The sequence below is a fragment of the Vibrio zhugei genome (assembly GCF_003716875.1).
GTDB classification, from domain to species: domain Bacteria; phylum Pseudomonadota; class Gammaproteobacteria; order Enterobacterales; family Vibrionaceae; genus Vibrio; species Vibrio zhugei.
On sequence record NZ_CP033078.1, the window covers coordinates 1429538 to 1447894 of the forward strand.

An 18357-nucleotide genomic window follows, 5' to 3' on the forward strand; every position below is an offset into this window, starting at 1 on the left:
TAGCCTTTTTTGTATGATCACATAGTCATAACGTGACGGGGTCACTTAATAGCAGTTACGATACATTTGTCACGTTCAACGTCAGTGAGGGATCCACCTCAATTGCCACGTCGTCGTCCATTTCCGGTTGCATCGGAAAACTGTCTTTGTCGAAGCCAATATCTCCGCCATCAATGATTCCAGAATCGCTATCAATGGATTTAAAATCAAAGAGGTTATGGTCTGCTAGGTGGCTAGGGACCACGTTCTGCATCGCTTTAAACATCGTCTCAATCCGACCAGGAAACTGTTTATCCCAGCCATTAAGCATGGCTTTGATGTTTTGACGTTGCATATTAGGCTGAGTGCCGCATAGATTACATGGAATGATCGGATATGCGCGGGCTTCAGAAAATTTGATGATGTCTTTTTCACGGCAATAAGCTAACGGACGAATCACAACATGCTCGCCATTATCGGACACCAATTTCGGTGGCATGCCTTTCATTTTTCCACCGTAAAACATATTTAAGAATAAGGTTTCCAAGATGTCATCACGGTGGTGACCTAAAGCAATTTTCGTGGCGCCAAGCTCTTTGGCTGTGCGATATAAAATGCCTCGACGCAAACGTGAACAGAGTGAACAGGTCGTTTTCCCCTCTGGCACTTTGTCTTGAACAATGGAATACGTGTCTTCTTCAACTATTTTGTATGGTACACCGAGATTCTCGAGGTATTGAGGTAAGATATCTTCTGGAAAGCCGGGCTGCTTTTGGTCTAAGTTTACCGCGATCAGTTCAAAAGAGACGGGAGCGCTCTTTTGCAAACTCATCAGAATATCAAGCATAGTGAAACTGTCCTTACCACCGGACAGACAGACCATAATACGATCGCCATCTTCAATCATGTTGAAATCAGCTATCGCCTGACCCGTATTACGACGCAGACGTTTTTGCAGTTTATTAAGGTTATATTGTTGCGCTTTGGTACGCTCTGGAGTTTGCTCGGTCATTTAGCTGGCGCTCTTTTATCTTGGTAACAAAATGAAGTGCGTATGATACGCATAAATACCAGAGATTCCAGTTTTTAGCACACTGAAAAGCAAATCCCCCGTGATAATTCACGAGGGATACGGTTTAAACCCCGTCTATGATCGATTAGTTCGGGTCGAGAGGGCTCACAAAGCCTTCTGGTTTGAGTGCTAAAATATCACAACCAATTTTATCGATGACTTGTTCTGCCGTATTGCCGAGAAAGACAGCGGAAAGGCCAGTGCGTCCGGTCGTTCCAATAATACAAATGCCGGCATTGAGTTCTTTTGCGGCTTTCGGGATAACATCTTCAGGTAACCCTTGCTCAACCCGAGTGTGCTCTTCGGCAATGCCATGCTTTTGTCTTAACGCTTTCATTGAGGTTAAATGATGACCACGAATCGCATCCGCATACGAGGTCGGATCAAATTCTGGTAGCTCAGCTGCAATATTGGCAGGAGTCGCAGGGTAGGCATTGACGAGGTAGGGCGTTGCATTCAATCGTTCACTCATACTGAGTGCGCGTTCCACCATGCGGTCGTTCAAAGCTTGATGGGTAGCCAATTCTGAACCGACATGAACAGAGGTAATGATACTCGCGCCTTGTGGCCAATGGGCATTTTTCACTAGGGCAACTGGCGTTGGACACTTGCGTAGCAAATGCCAATCTGTGGGGGTAAATAAAACAGATTCAAGTAAGTCATGTTTGCGAGTCCCCTTGATGACAATGTCGTGTTGACCTTCAAACACTTCTCGAATAATCGCTTCGTACGGGCGGTTATGCCAGACCACTTTAATATGCAAGTCGAAATGATCATTTAAGTAAGGCTGAGCGATGGATTTCATCCATTGTTCTCGCTGAGAAATGACGCCTTGACGCATTGCATCTCGCTCTTCTGAAGAGAGCATGGACGTCATATCATAAGAAAAATCGTAGATGGACAAAAAAAAGGTGAGTTGACTGCGAGAGCGGCTGTGCGCGGCCAGCTTTGCAGCACGAGCCAATGCGACTTGTTCATCGCGATTGATGTCTGCGACGGCGAGAATATTGCTATAAATACTCATAAACAAACCCCTTATGATTGTCTGTCGAGCTTAGTAATACTCTAGCGCAAATGTGGGGGCAGGGATAGAAAGAAGAAAGAAGAGTCGATAAAAATATGATGTAGCTCGATAGAAAGCTACATCATATCAATCTGTTAATCGTTATCCGTTACGCCGGCGAGTTCTTTGATCGCATCATGATCTAAGATGGTAATGTATTTACCTTTCACCGCAAGCAGTTCAGATTTTTGAAAACGACCAAGTAAGCGGCTAATTGTCTCTACCGTTAACCCTAGATAGTTACCAATATCACCACGAGTCATGGTCAAACGGAACTCTCGCTGGGAGAAACCACGCTGAGAAAAGCGTGTAGAGAGATGATAAAGGAACGCCGCCAAACGCTCTTCCGCATTCTTTTTCGACAACAGAAGAATCATTTCTTGATCACCTTTGATTTCGTTACTCATCAAACGCATGATCTGTTGACGTAATTTCGGCATTTTACCGGAAAGGTCATCGACGATTTCATACGGAATCTCACACACCATCGAGGTTTCGAGAGCCTGTGCAAAACTCGGATGAGAATCTGATGTGATGGCATCAAAACCGACGATATCGCCTGCAAGATGAAATGCTGTGATTTGCTCATCGCCTTGCTCAGTAATCGTGTAACTTTTTACCGTACCTGAGCGAATCGCATACAGGGATTTAAGCTCATCTCCAGCTTTAAAAAGCTCTTGGCCTTTTTGAATCGGTTTCTTACGCTCGATAATTTGATCCAACTGATCAAGTTCTGAATCATTCAGCGTAAAAGGGATACAAAGTTGACTGATACTACAATCTTGGCAATGAATGGCACATCCACCGGACTGAATACGCTTTGATGCTGGTTTATCAGATATCATAATAACCTTTCACTAATATTGATGTACGCGGGTATGTTAACACTCATACTTAACAAAGGATAGATAAATAAAACTCCATATATCAATTGGTTAACATAATTGATCATAATTCATTATTGATAGAACTATTATAAAAATCGCGCTTTTTTGATTCTATACAATCAGTATGAACTGAAAACAAATCACCGCGACTCCTCTCAATAATAACAAAATAATAACAATATGCATTCTGTACACCATCATAATTTGTAAAAATCAGTGATTCATTTGAGCACAGAACGCCTCTTCACGACTATGTAACTCCTACCGCATAAGGCGTGGAGTAATTACTCAAATAGAGATCTTGTCGCAAAATAATGGTTAATTATTCCATGTAATATGTCATTACCTCTAATTTCCAGTAGAATACGGCCCTTATTAAATGCTGATCATGTCGTCAGAAATACACCCGATCCGGAGATTCCAACTATGCCTGCAGAAAAGCTCACTAAACAACGATTACTACAAGTTGTTATTATGATGTTACTGCTTATCGGGGCGTTTACTTGGCGCAGTTTTACTTATGAAAATGAGAAAACTCTGTCATGTATAGGTCGAGATCAATGTAAAGTAAAAATCGATGACCATATGATTGAGATCGTCAAAACCAGCTTATCGAGTTATGAACTTCATCAAGTGCCAAAAAATTGGTCACCTAGCTCTCAACAGGGGGAAGTGACACCAATCATGCCACAAAGTTGGGCATTCCAAGTGTCACCAAACCAACTAGACAAACCATTATACGTGACTTTGACCGATAAAGTTCGCGTGCGTATTTCGATTTAAATCTGGCCGCGCTATAGCACAATTACGTTCCTTTGGAGTCACCGATGACGTTGTCCGAACACACTAATCATCCGATGCGTTTTTTAACCGCATTTTCTCATTTACTCGATAGTTCAGCCGCCGTTCAGAGTATATGCGAAGAGGTCGCGCAAGAGACTCCTGTTGCAATGCTGTGTTATTACACAGAAGAATATTGTCCGGAAGCACTTTCTCACGCACTCAAATCCAGATTACCCAATGTCCCGTTTATCGGATGTTCTTCCTGTAAGGGCATCATGACGGAACACGGTTATCATGAAGGGCCCGTAGTCGGTGTGCTGTTTATTCATAATGATTCAGCGTGCGCTTATGGTTCAGCGATAGCCGATTTGGAGCATGAGAGTCATGGTGATCCTCAATTGATACAGCGATTGATTGATGAAGCGTTGCAGGATGCCGATCGAGTAGGGGAAGTCCCTAACTTGATTCTATTGCATGCAACTCCAGGTTGTGAAGAGCGCTATATTGATGCCATTGATGAGACGTTTGGGACTCATATTCCCATTATTGGCGGCAGCGCGGCAGACAATATGATTCAAAGTCGTTGGTCGTTGATTTCCGATAAAGGTGCGAGTCGAAATGGCATTGCAATTCAGCTCTGCTTCACGAGTAAGCCTTTGACCACGGGGTTCGGTGCCGGGTATTCTCCGACGACATTTAAAGGTGAAATTACCTTAGCGCAAGGTCGGCTTATTTGTGAAATAGATGGGTTACCCGCAAAGAACGTTTATCAACAGTGGATAAATGAACATGCAGGTGAAAGCATTTCTGAACAATACATTTTCGACCATATTGCGCGGTTCCCACTCGGGGTTGTCGCGGGATCAATCTATCAGCAACCGTATTATAAACTGACTCATCCCATCTACTTCCTTCCTAATGGGTGTGTGGAATTATTTGCTGAAATTCAAACCGGTAAAGAAATTCAGCTCATGACGGGATCTCGAGAGCAACTTATCTGTCGTGCGTCACGAGTCGTTAAAGAAGCAAATACACAAAATTATCATGAGTCCTTAGTATGCGGAGCGATCATTATTCATTGTGCCGGTTCGATGCTGTGGTTAGGTGATGGTATTCAACAAGTTTATGAAAAGCTGAATTCTCAAATGAATGGCCAGTCTTTTATTTGCCCATTTACATTTGGAGAGCAAGGACGATTTATTGGTGGAGAAAATGCTCATGGTAACCTTATGATATCTTCGGTAATTTTCTATGATTCAGAATGATGCTATGAATTCAGAACATGTCGAGCTCCTCAATGAAACTTTGTTAGAACTTGAGCGAAGTAAAGAAAGAGAGCAACGTTTAGCCGAAGAAAATCGCGTGATTCTAGCAACGCTTTCTGCGTTAAGTAATGCCGATAATAAATATCAAATATTTGAAGAGCTAAAAAAATCACTCAGCCAGTATATTGATTTTGATGACTTTGTCGTAATTTCAAAAAGTAAAACTTGCTCATCTTTCTTTACGTTTCTGACGTCGAGTAATGATTTCGACGGTAAACAATGGCAACACACCAAGAAATTTAAGCGTGTTCTAGATGGCGAAAGTATCATTCTTTTTGAACCAGAAGAACAAGAAGAATTTCAATATTTAAGTCGTGAACTGCAACAGCAATTAAAGTCGGTGTTAATGACAGGAATTCGAGCGGAAGCCAGTGACTCGGTATTATTGCTGACAGGCACGAAAAAAGGGCAGTTTAGTATTGAAACGAAAGCGACATTACTCCGGTTTCGCCCGTTGTTAGAGCGCGCAATCAGTGATATTGAGTATAAGGAAGAGTTACAACAACTCGTTAATATAAAAACACGAGAATTATCAATAGCTCAACAGCAAGCAGAACAAGCGAACGAATCAAAATCGCAATTTTTAGCGATGATGAGTCATGAATTGCGTACACCATTGAATGCCGTTTTAGGTTTGATTGATGTGTTACGTCAAAAAAGCAGTACCGAGCAATGCGTGTTATTAGAACAAATGGAGAATTCAGCCGAGCTGTTACTCATTATTATTAATGATATCCTCGATGTCAGTCGTATTGAATCAGGCCACTTTAAGTTACAGTGTAACTGGATAAATCTAGATAAGCAGTTGCGGCATTCCTTGTCATATCATGAGCAGCTTGCTGTGGAAAAAGGCATCCAATTCGAGATTGAACAAGATGTTGATACCATTTCAAATTACTGGCTAGATCCCACGCGGTTAACTCAAATTCTCTATAACGTTGTAGGTAATGCGATCAAGTTTACAGCCAAAGGAAAAGTTTCAGTCAAGTTAACCACTTATCAGCAAGAATGGTTAGAGATAGTGGTAACCGATACAGGTATTGGTATTGATCAATCTCGGTTAGAACAGCTGTTTAGTCCCTTTATCCAAGCGGATAACTCGATAACACGCAACTATGGCGGTACAGGCTTGGGCCTGACTATTACAAAATACTTAGTGGATATGATGGATGGCGAAATACATATCGAAAGTCATGTAGGTAAAGGCACTCGATTTAGTATTCGCGTTCCGTTGCAATCTCAAACACCGTTGAGTGGCCAAGAGCAAAACCTGATAGAGCCAGTAGAAGCTCTCAATGCGAGCGTTGAAATTGAGAGCAAAGCCCATCATATTTTGGTCGTTGAAGATACGAAAACAAACCAAATGGTCATCAAGTTATTATTAACACGCATGGGTTATAAAGTGTCACTCGCCAATAATGGACTGGAGGCGATTGATTTATTATCGTGCGATCACGATTACGATTTGGTGTTTATGGATCTCTCCATGCCCGTCATGGATGGGATTGAAGCAACGCGTTTGATTCGCGAGAAACACATTTCCATTCCAATCATTGCATTGACCGCGCATGCGATGAATCAAGAAAAAGCCAGCTGTATGAATGTGGGTATGAATGATTTCATCATGAAACCGATACGAACACAGGATTTAAATACTGTACTACAGCAATACTTACGTTAAGCTCATTGTTAGCTTCACTAATAATCCTATTTTTAATCGAAGATGATAAATATGATTATTAGGTATTTTATGGTAAATAGTTATGTTCAATGGCAATGTCTCACCAAACACAAGGGGACAGCACATAGGCAAGCAGATGATGGATACCTAAACCATATTTAACATAATATACATAATGCGAACTAATGTATTATAATTTAACACGGTTTGTTAAGTCTTTATAACATGCTGTTTTACGCTGAGCTCTAGTGAAATTCGATGTTGCCATCGCCTTAAACTATCTGACGATTATCCTCATTATTAACTTGGATAAGTTCGAACGACTTGCCAATGATTGTTTGCACATGTCACCAACATCCACCGCCAGGATTATTTTGGATAAATTGGCTGCAAATTACGTCTTATCTCAATCATCAGCCAAACCTTATTCTTTATGACTGTTCGGAACTCACCGAATCCACGAAGTCATCGTTTTCCTTCGCTTAGTATGTTTACTGCCAAAAACCATCTTGGCAACTTAAACAAGCCGAACCTAGTGAGCCTTCATCAGGTAATATTAGTGACATTAAAAACTGAGTAAGCAGTCATGGTAAGTAATAAAGAAATCACGTTTACGGTTGGATTCAATACGATGAGCGTTGGCGTCAGTGACCTTGTGTTTACTTGCTTTGCCTGACGGCAGGCAAAAAGAAAACCGCCTATAGCGGGTCAAAGGAGTTATCCAACAAAAGTCATCCCAAGTAAACTTACTTTATTAGTGTAGATGCTCTATTTTATTTATCTAATTTCATCAGGGATTTTTATTCTTTGTTATACATTATTGTGATCTCAATCAGATTTAGCTTTAAGATGAATGTCACAGATCCAACGATTATTTAATTTTGTTACAGTATCACTTATTGCAACAGCGTCTTTTCTACTTCTATCGAGATAAATACTGTGATTATATACAGTCATTTTGTCACTTAAAAAGAAACGCTACTTTAATGAGCAGAATATGACGAAAAAAGGCCAACAGCTCGTATATTTCTCTTTCACGGATAATTATGTGCCTGTATATAAAAACAGTATTTGATGAATCGTGAATCTGTACCCTACTTTATACCTTGATTGGTTCGCAACACATCGCACAAGGTCGACAACGATGATGAATGCGAGTGGCTTTTTGTATGGCCGTATCAAGGGTTTGAAAAGTACCAAGATACGTTCTGTCACTGGGTAAAGGCAGTTTTGTGCATCCATCTTCATGCAATTGATATTCACCATTGCTCTGCGGATGTCTATCTAAATAATATACCGTCATGATGTACACCTTTTCGTTCACGTTGAAAGTTATTGTCTTGTTATACAACTAAGGTAGTGTTCAATGCGTCATGCAAAGGTGACATAGGCAGCATTATTGAATAATCATGGCGTGAGTTAGATCAACAAATGGAGAGATCCCCCCTCTATTAATGACTAGTTTACTAGTTAAGCTTATGATTTCATTGTAAATGAGTGACAAATAGTGTTGCTCAAGTATGATATCTTTTGTTAAAAATAATTTAGTTATAGTGCATTATAAATGGGAATAACACCGGTTAAACGTAAGGAGACGACCATAGGCTTAGGCTTTCTTTTTACCCTTAGATTTGAGTCCTTGATGAGGGAAAACATTACGGATATGTTGTTGGACATTATTCGGTATACTTTTCGAAAACACCAATTTCATTCCAGTACTTAACTGATAGACTTTTAGATTCCCGTCAAGACCATCACGCTCGGCAATCTGTTTCAATTCTCGTAAAAATGACGGTGGGCAATGACCTTTGTCTGTTTTAACATGGCCATGTTTAAATGTCATTTTCAGTATCGGTCTATCCGCAACCAACCAAATCACCACAACTAAGCCTATCCCAACTAAATACCACATACATTGAACCTCACGAGTCCGAAGATAACAATTTATTCAAATCTTGTTTCAAGCTAGAGACTGTACGACTGGCCTTTTCACTACGAGATGCCTCACTCAATAGATATTCTATCGCGTCAGACAAGGTACAACCCAATTCTGTCGCTCGTTCGGACAGTTTTTCCCAAACGCGATAATCAAGGTCAATCGACTTTTTACGTGTATGGACCTGCTCTGCATTGAAATGACGTTTACGCTTTGCACGAATAGCTTGCTTTAACTTATTGTCAAATTCCGGTGCCATATGGTTGTCTATCCACTCCAACACCAATGTAGGATCACTTTCAAGAGAACGGAGTTGATGGATCGCCAACTCAATTTCACTAGTATCAACATAGCGCGTGATATGCTCACCGGCTTTCCACTTATTGACTAGGTATTGCCATTTCCATCCACATTCTAAATTTTCAAGCTGCTGATATTTCATGTTTCACAAAATCCGTGTCTGTTTAGTGTGACAGCGTAACCCATACGACGCTCATATTCAATTTTAGTCCATCAAAACTTGTCGATAATCATTGGTCATTTCTATGCTATTCGCCAGCGTTATTTTTCTATATAATTTAGCCCCTTTTCATCAGTATTACATTTCAATGACTCAAGAAATTTGGCGTTCAGTGACGCCTCAGTATGACGAATACGACGCGCAGTTTACTCAGTATGCTTCTCTCCCCGAAAAAACACTGCTCGAGGTGCAACCTCGTTTGGCCGCTACGCTATCTCAGTTCATAGAAATGGAAGGCTTTACACGCCTATTACTGATTAATGCCCCAGATAATTCCATTTATCGCCAACATATTGAGCAATCTCTTCAGCAGAGCTTGCAAGGATGCCGTCCAGTGGTTCGTACTGAGACGTTAAATATGGTCGACGTATTGGGCCAAGTTAAAGCCCACAATGGAGAAATCACTCAACATGTTCCTGGTTTGCTCGAACAAGCTGACGGTGGAATTCTGATTATTTCTGCTAACTTACTATTGGCGAATCCAAAATCTTGGCCAGTTCTGAAAGCTGCGATCCTTGGGGAAGAAACAACACCAATAAATTGTGATTCAGAGTCTCCTGTTTTGCAATGGCCGCGTCGTCGTTTCGATATCCGTGTCATTGTATTAGGCGATCGCGCGCAGCTAGGTGACATAGATTACCTCGATTCAGACATTCATGCCGGCTTATGTTTATTTAGCGAATTAGAACCCGATATTAAACTCAATGCCGACTCACTACTGGAATACCTCGGGTTTTTAAAATGGCTGTGTCGCCTCTATGAGATTCCTGAGTTGAGCATTGATGCGATTCATACCTTGATGAAGGCCGGCGCGCGTTATACAGAAGATCAACACTACGCTCCACTGTGCTTACTTTGGCATCGCGCTATTCTGGCCGAGTGTAAAAGCTATACTCAAGGAAAAAGAATTGATGCTGATGATGTGGAAGCCGTTATTCGTCAACGCTATGATCGTGCATCCTACTTACCAGAACGAGCAATGGATGACATCCTCGATGGGCAGGTGATCATCGAAACGGAAGGGAAACAGATTGGCCAAGTCAATGGACTCACCGTGGTTGATGTGGCCGGTCATCCCCTGTCTTATGGTGAGCCAGCGCGTATCTCTTGTGTTGTCCACTTTGGGGATGGTGATATTTCTGATGTGGAAAGAAAAGTAGAATTGGGCGGTAGCTTGCATGCCAAAGGTATGATGATCATGCAAGCCTTTGTCAGTAGTGCACTCGATTTAGATGTGCCCTTGCCCTTTTCTGCCTCTGTGGTCTTTGAGCAGTCATACAGTGAAGTCGATGGCGACAGCGCCTCACTCGCTGAGCTGTGTGCTTGGGTGAGCGCCCTGTCTGGGCTACCTATCGATCAACAAAAGGCCGTGACAGGCGCCGTGGACCAATTTGGCCGTGTTCAGGCCGTTGGCGGCCTAAATGAAAAAATTGAAGGGTTTTACCGCGTCTGTGAACACCAAGGCTTCACCGGCCAGCAAGGTGTGATTATGCCGGCAAGTAATTTGAAACATCTTGCACTGCATCCCACAGTAGTAGAGAGTATAAAACAGGGTCAGTTTTCAATTTGGCCAGTCGAAACCGTCGATGACGTGATGCCGATTTTATTGGACACGCCATTTCGAGGGAAAGAAGAAAAAGACAATGTGCTGCGCCGTATTGCGGACCGTATTGATAATTTTGACAAAGATGATACGCCTGACTCTTGGTTTGAACGACTTAAAAACAAACTGTTTTCAAACTGATCGGAGTTGTTTGGCGTACAGGTGTTCACTAACATGCACCTATCAAAAATTGGAGTAATTGATAATGCAGAATAAACGAGATTCATACAACCGTGACGACTTGCTAGCTTCTAGCCGTGGTGAGCTATTTGGTCCTGGGTATCCACAACTACCAGCGCCAAACATGTTGATGATGGATCGTGTCGCTAAAATGTCAGAAACCGAAGGTGATTACGGTAAAGGCCTAATTATTGCTGAGCTGGATATTACTCCAGACCTTTGGTTCTTTGACTGTCACTTCCCTGGCGACCCAGTAATGCCGGGATGTCTTGGTCTAGATGCGATGTGGCAGCTGGTTGGCTTTTTCCTTGGCTGGGTTGGCGGCAAAGGTAAAGGCCGTGCTCTTGGTGTTGGTGAGGTTAAATTCACCGGTCAAATCCTACCGACAGCAAAAAAAGTCACGTATGAAATTCATATGAAACGTGTGGTTAACCGTCGTTTGGTTATGGGTCTTGCTGATGGTCGTGTTTTAGTGGATGGTAAAGAAATTTACGCCGCTAAAGACCTAAAAGTGGGTCTATTTACTGACACCTCTGCGTTCTAATATAGAGATTACCTTATCGTTAAACGGCGCTCTCAGCGCCGTTTTTTTAAGTTCAAAACATTTAGTTATAGTGCATTAGGTTGTATTAAGATATAGAAAAGCCCCTGTGATAAGGGGCTTAATACTTCCATTTAAGGAATCACGATAGTTAATCTACTCTGTTATTTTCACTCTATTACTTAAAGAGCCCCATGTTTTTATCTTCTCGAGCATCACGCCAACCCCCTAACCAATAGGAACGGGCATCAAGTTGCTGTGAGTAAGGACACATCTCTTGAGAACGACCATTAATCCCTGCTTTATAGCCTTGAGATTGTGCTCTTTCTAGGCGATCACGCTTTTGTCTCTTCATACTTGGAGTCCTCTACAGTATTTCGTGTTACAAAATAATTACCGCTATGCGTCATTTTCATGACCACATATTTAGAATTGCTCAAAATATGATGAGATACAAGACAAAAAAAAGGCATGACGTCATTTTGTGACCCCATGCCCTTATTGACAAAAATTTTATTTCTTACGACGGAACCCAAATAATGCGAGTAAAGTCAAAGCCCCCCAGCCAAGGCTACCGCCGCCGCTACGAGAGACGCTCTGGTTGTCCTCTGGGCGAGGTTTAATATCGCTCGACGTTGCACCAGAAATTGGGAGCAATTTCACAGCGACAACTTGTTCTGTGCCATCACAACGCGAATTATAGGCGGTAGTTTGATACCCCCCTTCACATTTCAGTGCGGTTGCCGCAATCACACCCGCATCGTTAATATCCGCAGCATCAATAATACGGTATTGGTTGTTGGTGTTAGAAAAAGAGCCGCCATTGGTTAAGTTATCTAACCACCAGCCTTTGCCGTTGAATAGATTACGACGGGTATTGTCCGTTCTCTCACCACTGTATGGATAGATAAACGCGCGTTTACGACGAACTTTACCGTCGATCTCAGCGTTATTCTCGGTATCAATTTGGCCGACAATTTCATTGTAGTTATTAATGGCTTGCGCTTTACCACCAGCACCACTAAAGAAAATGCCGCCGGACAAGAATTGCTCAGAGCCAGTGTTATCCACATTGGGCATCACAAAAATGCGCTGCACAGCGGCGCGATTTTCTGGCTTGCTACCAAAGCGTTTCGCTTCACCAATCGCGACTTTGTTATTGTTCACATCCGTTAAACGGCTGTTAATGTACACATCATCATCGTTAATATCGTTACCAGTCACCAGCTTGGGGGTCCCCCAGTCAGATGGTTCTGTCCATGAGTTCTTATTCGCTGTAAACACCGCGGCGCGCATATAGAACCGGTCATCATCTTCAACCGTCGTATAACCCACACCATAAATGGTATCGCCAATCACTTTAAAACTGCGCATGCTCGCTTGGGCTAATTGATCATGCTCGTTGCCACTACTGTCTTCCACCTTAGATGGCCAATTTAATGCAACTTGCTGACTGCCATCGGTTGACCACAAGGCCGCTTTGGTTTTGGCAAATGAGCTACTGTTAAACGAAGTGATAGTACCTATACTGCCAGAAACAAACGTTCCATCGGTATCAAATGCGCGCACCTGATCGCCACTTGGATCCTTAAACGCGCTATTACTATATACCCCTGCCACTCCTTTCGTGCTTCTGATCGCTGCACTACCTAAGTTTTGTTGCACTCCTACCGCATCACCATTCTCATCCAAATGGTTAATCACGGTATTATGAGTATCATCGCCCACTTGCGTCTGCTCAATGAAGCTGCGCGCATTCACTGAGCCAAGGTTCCAAGCCTGCCAGCGAGTCGCGGCCCACGATTCACAGGTTGCGTAACGTAATTGGCTGTCACAGTAGTTTTTAAAATCGTCTTGAGTATCAACATACTCAAACTCATTATCAATACCAAACGGCGCTTCTTCGTTATAGCCAACGCCATCGACGGCTTGCCCGCCATTGGACTGATTAGCACGAGTTTCCACAGCCATCGGGAAATCGCTCGTATCACAGTTTGTGGCACTGGCCGAAAAACAGCCTTGTGGGCTATTGGTTCCGTCTGTCCCTTGGGTAATGGCAACGCCATAAGCGCTTTGATACCCATTCACTGGTGGCGTACTTTCTACGACTTGATAAAGCGCAGCGGATGCGTGCGTGGATGCCAATAGGATAGCCGCTGATACGCACGTTCTTTTAAAAGTTTTGTGTTCCATAAGTTCGATGTCTTAACTGTCCTGTTGAATTGCTTCCAGCTCTTCCCAGCGTTCAAAAGCAATGTCAAGCTCCTGCTCTTTGGCAGTCAACTTGTCTAAAATGGGTTGCGTTTCCTCAACAGGTTTCGCGAAAAACTCAGGGTTATTCACTTCTTCCTGGAGTGTATTGATCTCAGTTTCTAATCGTTCGAGCGTTTGTGGTAAAGCTTCTAATTCGCGCTGCAGTTTATAAGATAACTTCTTCGCTTTCGGCTTCGGATCCGCGGTTTTACGAGGTTCCTCAACCTGTTTAACGCTTTCTTGACGTGGTGAGGTCTCTTGACGCGTTTCTTTCACCTGTCTGCGTTGTTGCTGCGCATCGTGATACCCACCGACAAACTCTTCGATATGCCCATTACCTTCAAAAATCCAACTTGTCGTCACGGTATTATCGACAAACTCACGATCGTGACTCACAAGCAGTAATGTGCCTTGGTAATTGGCAAGCAAATCTTCCAAAAGTTCCAATGTTTCGATATCTAAATCGTTGGTTGGTTCATCAAGAATCAATAAGTTGTTAGAACGCAGGAAAATACGCGCTAATAACAGCCGGTTTTTCTCTCCCCCAGAAAGCGCTTTGACGGGAGTGCGAGCACGTTTAGGAGCAAATAGGAAATCTTGCAGATAACTCAACGCATGTCGCTGACGTCCACCGACCATCACTTCCTGTTTCCCATCGGCCAAATTATCAATCACCGATTTCTCTGGATCGAGAATTTCACGATACTGATCGAAGTACGCGACTTCTAACTTCGTTCCACAGCGTACAAAGCCACTGTCTGGCGACAATTTCTCAAGAAGTAGTTTGAGTAGCGTACTCTTACCACATCCATTAGGACCAATCAGTGCGATACGATCGCCACGCTGAATCGTAAATGAGAAATCATCAATCAGCGTTTTGTCTTCGATGCTATAGCTAAGATGCTCCGCTTCAAAGACAATCTTACCGGAACGGGTACCGTCATCAATTTGTAAGTTAACCTTACCTTGCACTTCACGACGTTGGTTACGCTCTTCACGCAACTGTTTTAGGGCCCGTACGCGGCCTTCATTACGTGTTCGGCGCGCTTTAATACCTTGGCGAATCCACACTTCTTCTTGTGCCAGTTTCTTATCAAACTCAGCATTCTGCATTTCTTCAACACGCAGCGCTTCTTCTTTCGCAACCAAATAATTCTCATAGTCACCAGGAAAAGACGCTAATTTGCCACGGTCTAAATCGACAATGCGGGTTGCCATTGATTTAATAAAGGTCCGGTCGTGGGAAATAAAGATGATCGAACCACGGAAATCTTTCAGAAACCCTTCTAACCACTCAATCGTTCCCACATCCAAGTGGTTGGTTGGCTCATCGAGTAACAATACGTCGGGATCACATACCAAGGCACGAGCTAACGCGGCCTTACGCTGCCACCCGCCAGATAATTCTGTTAGTAATATTTGGCCATTCAATTTCAATGAGGACAACACATTGTTAATGCGTTCTTCAAAGCGCCAGCCACCATTGTGATCCAACTGCTCTTGAACGTCTGAAAGTTTTTTAAAGTTACGTTCAGAAGGATCAGTGGCAATGGTTTCTAACAAATGATTATAACTTTTCAGTAATTCACCAATGTCTTGCAACCCACCACTGACGTAGTCATAAACAGATCCTGCTTGGTCACGAGGGGGATCCTGCTCTAAGCGTGACACGACAACATCTTGAGTCACTTGCATCTTACCGTCATCCATCACGATACGGCCCGCTAAGATCTTCATCAGCGTTGATTTGCCCGCCCCGTTACGTCCAACCAGACAGACTCGTTCGTTTTCTTGCAGTGCGAAATCCGCACCGTCGAGTAATGGATGGTCGCCAAATGCCAGTAATCCATTATTGATAGTAATCAATGCCATTATATTTTATTTAACCATTAACGTTATTTGTTGAAAGTATCAGGATAATCGGTGTGCTAGCAACGCCGATCAGCGTCTGAGAAAAGTGACAAGGTAACTAAAAATAACAAACTCCCCAGTCAGACGACGCCGATTATCCTGATGATACTTATAAACCCCTCATCTCGTTTTTAACGTAAACGACAATGCGGTTGGTATAATAAGACGCCGCTTGGTTGGCAAGCGGCGTCTTCGGTCTCATTGGCTTATGCCGATTGATGCGTGACAATCCAACAATTGTGGATGTTTTTATTGCGCGCAAAATCCAGCGGTAAGGTCTGAGAAGAAATATTCTTCGCCTGCAGGCCTAGCTCTTCCACCCCAGCATTGTCCATTTTAAATTGCCGCTTGTTATTAGAAAATACAATCACGCCATCCGGGCGCAGTAAGCGTTTCAATTGGGCGAGCACATCAATGTGATCACGTTGCACGTCAAATGTACCAGACATGCGTTTCGAGTTAGAGAACGTCGGTGGATCAATAAAAATTAGATCGTATTGACCTTTCGCGCTCTCTAACCACTGCAAACAATCTGCTTGCTCGTACTGATGCTGACGTCCTACCTGACCATTTAAGGCCATATTTTCTTGCGCCCACGCTAAATACGTTTTTGACATATCGACCGTCGTCGTAGAACGTGCCCCGCCACACGCGGCATGTACCGTCGCAGATCCGGTATAAGCAAACAAGTTCAGGAAATCTTTTCCTGGCGCCATTTCACCCAATTTACGCCGCGTAAGCTTGTGATCCAAAAATAAACCAGTATCTAAATAATCGTACAGATTGACCGCCAGTTTCACGCCATACTCATGCACAATCATCGTGTGAGACTCTTGACTCAATTTCTGGTACTGCGATGTCCCTTTTTGCTTTTCGCGCACCTTAATCACGACTTTATTCGCATCCATGTCAAGTACTTGAATAGCGGCGCGAATAATGTCGGTCAAACGTCGCTTCGCCTTTTCTTCTGGGATATCTTTGGGCGCAGCATACTCTTGAATCACTAAATGGTCTAAATACACGTCTATCGCAACATTGTATTCGGGTAAATCGGCATCGTAGACACGGTAGCAATCTAGACCTTCTCGCTTCGCCCATTTACCAATTTTCCCTAGGTTCTTTTTAAGGCGGTTAGCAAAATCGGGAGCAACGACACTAGGCTCATGATCTTGCCCTTTATCATGTGCACGGCCAGTAATACCGTAGTTTTTAAGGTGACACTGTAACGCACCGTTATGCATTTTAAACTGCTTATCGGCGCGCATACGCAAGCAGCTTAACAGCTCATCAGAACTTGAGAAAATCGAAGCCTTACAACCGCCAAACTCCGCTTTCAGTTGCGCACCAAATGCGGTGTAAAGTGCAATCAAGCCAGGATGGGTACCTAAACGCTCGCCATAAGGTGGGTTACAGACCACCACCCCCTGCTCAAAGTTGTCTGGTCGAGTAACCGTTGCAGCATCACTGACGGCAAAATCAATTAAGTGATCAACCCCCGCTCGGCGCGCATTGTCACGGGCGACCTGCAGTACACGTTCATCGTTATCACGCCCAAAAAATTGAGCGTCAACTTTTTTGACGCCTCGGCGTGCTTGTACATTGGCTTCCGCTTTAATTTCCGCCCAGACCTCTGGTTCAAAGTCTTCCAGCGCTTCAAAACACCATTTCTGACGTTTGACTCCAGGCGCCATATTCGCCGCCATCATGGCCGCTTCAATCAATAGCGTACCAGAACCACACATCGGATCGAGTAGCGGCTTATCCGCTTGCCAGCCACTGCGCATGATAATGGCCGCCGCTAACGTTTCACGTAAAGGAGCACGCCCTGACTCGGGGCGATAGCCACGAATATGCAATCCTGGGCCAACCATATCAATCCCCAGCAACGCGTTATCTTTGTGTAGGCGAACATGAATGCGTACATCGGCGTTATCACGATCGATCGATGGCCGTGGCAAATCCTTTTTCGTAAAGCAATCAACGACACCATCTTTGACCTTCATCGCACCGTACTGGCTATTGCGTATTTCGCGATTGGTGCCGTTAAAGTCAACAACAAATCGCTTAGAACTGTGGAAATGATTCACCCAGTTCACAGCAGACGTTGCGAGGTACAAATCCATATCATCTTGGCAAGTGAACTCAGACACAATGCGCACAAAACGTGAAGCAATACGGCTCCACAAGCAGCAACGATAAATTTGTTCATTAGTTGCTTTAAATTTCACTCCGGCTTGTACCGGTTTTGCATTGGTAATGCCTAATTGCGTTAGCTCTTCCACTAACAAGTTCTCAAGTCCGTTGGACGTCACCGCCAGATACTGATTCATAGTGCTCTTCGAATGGTAAAAATGGTCTGTGATTATAACCGACATTAAAGGCCATGCCTAAATCTAATCCATTTTTTTCATGAAACGCCCGTGCAATTGCCTAACCACTCGCCAACTTAGCTTCGCGTCCTCTTCGTATCGCCAAACATGGTACAACCCCTTAAGCAAAAATGACTAATTATTCACACCTAACCTGGACTATACCAGATAAAAATATTCGTTAAAAAATAACCAGATATAACAGGAAATGAGGAATTTTTTGCGAAGATAAACCGCTATTGTTGTCTAAAAAG

15 protein-coding genes are annotated in these 18357 nt (G+C 43.3%); 5 read left to right on the top strand and 10 right to left on the bottom strand.

Features of this window, described 5'->3' with window-relative positions; all coding sequences use genetic code 11:
• Positions 1 to 55 precede the first annotated feature (55 nt).
• The 3 genes from ttcA to EAE30_RS11905 form a co-directional block, all read right to left on the bottom strand.
• Positions 56 to 991: a tRNA 2-thiocytidine(32) synthetase TtcA gene (ttcA, locus tag EAE30_RS11895; protein ID WP_123016115.1), complete on the bottom strand. Its 936-nt coding sequence runs from the start codon at positions 989 to 991 to the stop codon at positions 56 to 58.
• A 145-nt stretch (positions 992 to 1136) separates the two neighbouring features.
• The gene (gene uspE / locus EAE30_RS11900; RefSeq protein ID WP_123016116.1) at positions 1137 to 2075 is read right to left on the bottom strand and encodes a universal stress protein UspE; all 939 of its coding nucleotides are present in this window, start codon (positions 2073 to 2075) and stop codon (positions 1137 to 1139) included.
• A 134-nt stretch (positions 2076 to 2209) separates the two neighbouring features.
• Positions 2210 to 2959 carry an FNR family transcription factor gene (locus EAE30_RS11905; RefSeq protein ID WP_123016117.1) on the bottom strand — a complete coding sequence of 250 codons (750 nt, stop codon included), beginning with the start codon at positions 2957 to 2959 and terminating at the stop codon, positions 2210 to 2212.
• A 468-nt stretch (positions 2960 to 3427) separates the two neighbouring features.
• Here EAE30_RS11905 and EAE30_RS11910 point away from each other — a divergent pair, with 468 nt between their 5' ends.
• The 3 genes from EAE30_RS11910 to EAE30_RS11920 all read left to right on the top strand — a co-directional run bounded on the left by EAE30_RS11910 (position 3428) and on the right by EAE30_RS11920 (position 6790).
• Entirely contained in the window at positions 3428 to 3784 is a 357-nt protein-coding gene (locus tag EAE30_RS11910) for a hypothetical protein (RefSeq protein ID WP_123016118.1), read from the top strand.
• 167 nt (positions 3785 to 3951) lie between these two features.
• Positions 3952 to 5049 (top strand): FIST signal transduction protein, encoded by a 1098-nt coding sequence (locus EAE30_RS11915; protein WP_315972115.1) that lies wholly within the window; start codon positions 3952 to 3954, stop codon positions 5047 to 5049.
• A gap of 4 nt (positions 5050 to 5053) precedes the next feature.
• Positions 5054 to 6790: an ATP-binding protein gene (locus EAE30_RS11920; RefSeq protein ID WP_123017355.1), complete on the top strand. Its 1737-nt coding sequence runs from the start codon at positions 5054 to 5056 to the stop codon at positions 6788 to 6790.
• Positions 6791 to 7889: 1099 nt separating this feature from the next.
• On the opposite strand, the gene EAE30_RS18770 is transcribed toward EAE30_RS11920, so the two are convergent.
• The 3 genes from EAE30_RS18770 to matP all read right to left on the bottom strand — a co-directional run bounded on the left by EAE30_RS18770 (position 7890) and on the right by matP (position 9168).
• Positions 7890 to 8093 carry a hypothetical protein gene (locus EAE30_RS18770; RefSeq protein WP_164711847.1) on the bottom strand — a complete coding sequence of 68 codons (204 nt, stop codon included), beginning with the start codon at positions 8091 to 8093 and terminating at the stop codon, positions 7890 to 7892.
• Positions 8094 to 8396: 303 nt separating this feature from the next.
• Complete coding sequence (locus EAE30_RS11930) at positions 8397 to 8702, bottom strand: DUF3634 family protein (RefSeq protein ID WP_123016120.1); 306 nt, start codon at positions 8700 to 8702, stop codon at positions 8397 to 8399.
• Between the two features lie 10 nt (positions 8703 to 8712).
• On the bottom strand, positions 8713 to 9168 hold the full coding sequence (gene matP / locus EAE30_RS11935; RefSeq protein ID WP_123016121.1) for a macrodomain Ter protein MatP: 456 nt from the start codon (positions 9166 to 9168) through the stop codon (positions 8713 to 8715).
• A 166-nt stretch (positions 9169 to 9334) separates the two neighbouring features.
• On the opposite strand from matP, the gene EAE30_RS11940 reads away from it, so the two are divergent.
• Together EAE30_RS11940 and fabA are read left to right on the top strand one after the other, a co-directional pair.
• Positions 9335 to 10990, top strand: coding sequence for a S16 family serine protease (locus tag EAE30_RS11940; protein WP_123017356.1), 1656 nt, complete (start codon positions 9335 to 9337; stop codon positions 10988 to 10990).
• Between the two features lie 64 nt (positions 10991 to 11054).
• Positions 11055 to 11573 carry a bifunctional 3-hydroxydecanoyl-ACP dehydratase/trans-2-decenoyl-ACP isomerase gene (gene fabA, locus EAE30_RS11945; protein WP_123016122.1) on the top strand — a complete coding sequence of 173 codons (519 nt, stop codon included), beginning with the start codon at positions 11055 to 11057 and terminating at the stop codon, positions 11571 to 11573.
• A gap of 175 nt (positions 11574 to 11748) precedes the next feature.
• On the opposite strand, the gene rmf is transcribed toward fabA, so the two are convergent.
• From rmf to rlmKL, 4 genes are all read right to left on the bottom strand, one after another.
• Positions 11749 to 11925 (bottom strand): ribosome modulation factor, encoded by a 177-nt coding sequence (rmf, locus tag EAE30_RS11950; RefSeq protein ID WP_077313008.1) that lies wholly within the window; start codon positions 11923 to 11925, stop codon positions 11749 to 11751.
• 158 nt (positions 11926 to 12083) lie between these two features.
• The gene (locus EAE30_RS11955; protein ID WP_123016123.1) at positions 12084 to 13763 is read right to left on the bottom strand and encodes a DUF3466 family protein; all 1680 of its coding nucleotides are present in this window, start codon (positions 13761 to 13763) and stop codon (positions 12084 to 12086) included.
• 12 nt (positions 13764 to 13775) lie between these two features.
• Positions 13776 to 15695: an ABC transporter ATP-binding protein gene (locus EAE30_RS11960; RefSeq protein ID WP_123016124.1), complete on the bottom strand. Its 1920-nt coding sequence runs from the start codon at positions 15693 to 15695 to the stop codon at positions 13776 to 13778.
• A gap of 245 nt (positions 15696 to 15940) precedes the next feature.
• Positions 15941 to 18064: a bifunctional 23S rRNA (guanine(2069)-N(7))-methyltransferase RlmK/23S rRNA (guanine(2445)-N(2))-methyltransferase RlmL gene (gene rlmKL / locus EAE30_RS11965; RefSeq protein WP_123016125.1), complete on the bottom strand. Its 2124-nt coding sequence runs from the start codon at positions 18062 to 18064 to the stop codon at positions 15941 to 15943.
• Between the last annotated feature and the right edge of the window lie 293 nt (positions 18065 to 18357).

What these genes read in the sequence shown, in the direction of transcription:
- ttcA (WP_123016115.1), bottom strand. Translation starts at nt 991, where the DNA reads ATGACCGAGCAAACTCCAGAGCGTACCAAAGCGCAACAATATAACCTT.
- uspE (WP_123016116.1), bottom strand. Translation starts at nt 2,075, where the DNA reads ATGAGTATTTATAGCAATATTCTCGCCGTCGCAGACATCAATCGCGAT.
- EAE30_RS11905 (WP_123016117.1), bottom strand. Translation starts at nt 2,959, where the DNA reads ATGATATCTGATAAACCAGCATCAAAGCGTATTCAGTCCGGTGGATGT.
- EAE30_RS11910 (WP_123016118.1), top strand. Translation starts at nt 3,428, where the DNA reads ATGCCTGCAGAAAAGCTCACTAAACAACGATTACTACAAGTTGTTATT.
- EAE30_RS11915 (WP_315972115.1), top strand. Translation starts at nt 3,952, where the DNA reads ATGCTGTGTTATTACACAGAAGAATATTGTCCGGAAGCACTTTCTCAC.
- EAE30_RS11920 (WP_123017355.1), top strand. Translation starts at nt 5,054, where the DNA reads ATGAATTCAGAACATGTCGAGCTCCTCAATGAAACTTTGTTAGAACTT.
- EAE30_RS18770 (WP_164711847.1), bottom strand. Translation starts at nt 8,093, where the DNA reads ATGACGGTATATTATTTAGATAGACATCCGCAGAGCAATGGTGAATAT.
- EAE30_RS11930 (WP_123016120.1), bottom strand. Translation starts at nt 8,702, where the DNA reads ATGTGGTATTTAGTTGGGATAGGCTTAGTTGTGGTGATTTGGTTGGTT.
- matP (WP_123016121.1), bottom strand. Translation starts at nt 9,168, where the DNA reads ATGAAATATCAGCAGCTTGAAAATTTAGAATGTGGATGGAAATGGCAA.
- EAE30_RS11940 (WP_123017356.1), top strand. Translation starts at nt 9,335, where the DNA reads ATGACTCAAGAAATTTGGCGTTCAGTGACGCCTCAGTATGACGAATAC.
- fabA (WP_123016122.1), top strand. Translation starts at nt 11,055, where the DNA reads ATGCAGAATAAACGAGATTCATACAACCGTGACGACTTGCTAGCTTCT.
- rmf (WP_077313008.1), bottom strand. Translation starts at nt 11,925, where the DNA reads ATGAAGAGACAAAAGCGTGATCGCCTAGAAAGAGCACAATCTCAAGGC.
- EAE30_RS11955 (WP_123016123.1), bottom strand. Translation starts at nt 13,763, where the DNA reads ATGGAACACAAAACTTTTAAAAGAACGTGCGTATCAGCGGCTATCCTA.
- EAE30_RS11960 (WP_123016124.1), bottom strand. Translation starts at nt 15,695, where the DNA reads ATGGCATTGATTACTATCAATAATGGATTACTGGCATTTGGCGACCAT.
- rlmKL (WP_123016125.1), bottom strand. Translation starts at nt 18,064, where the DNA reads ATGAATCAGTATCTGGCGGTGACGTCCAACGGACTTGAGAACTTGTTA.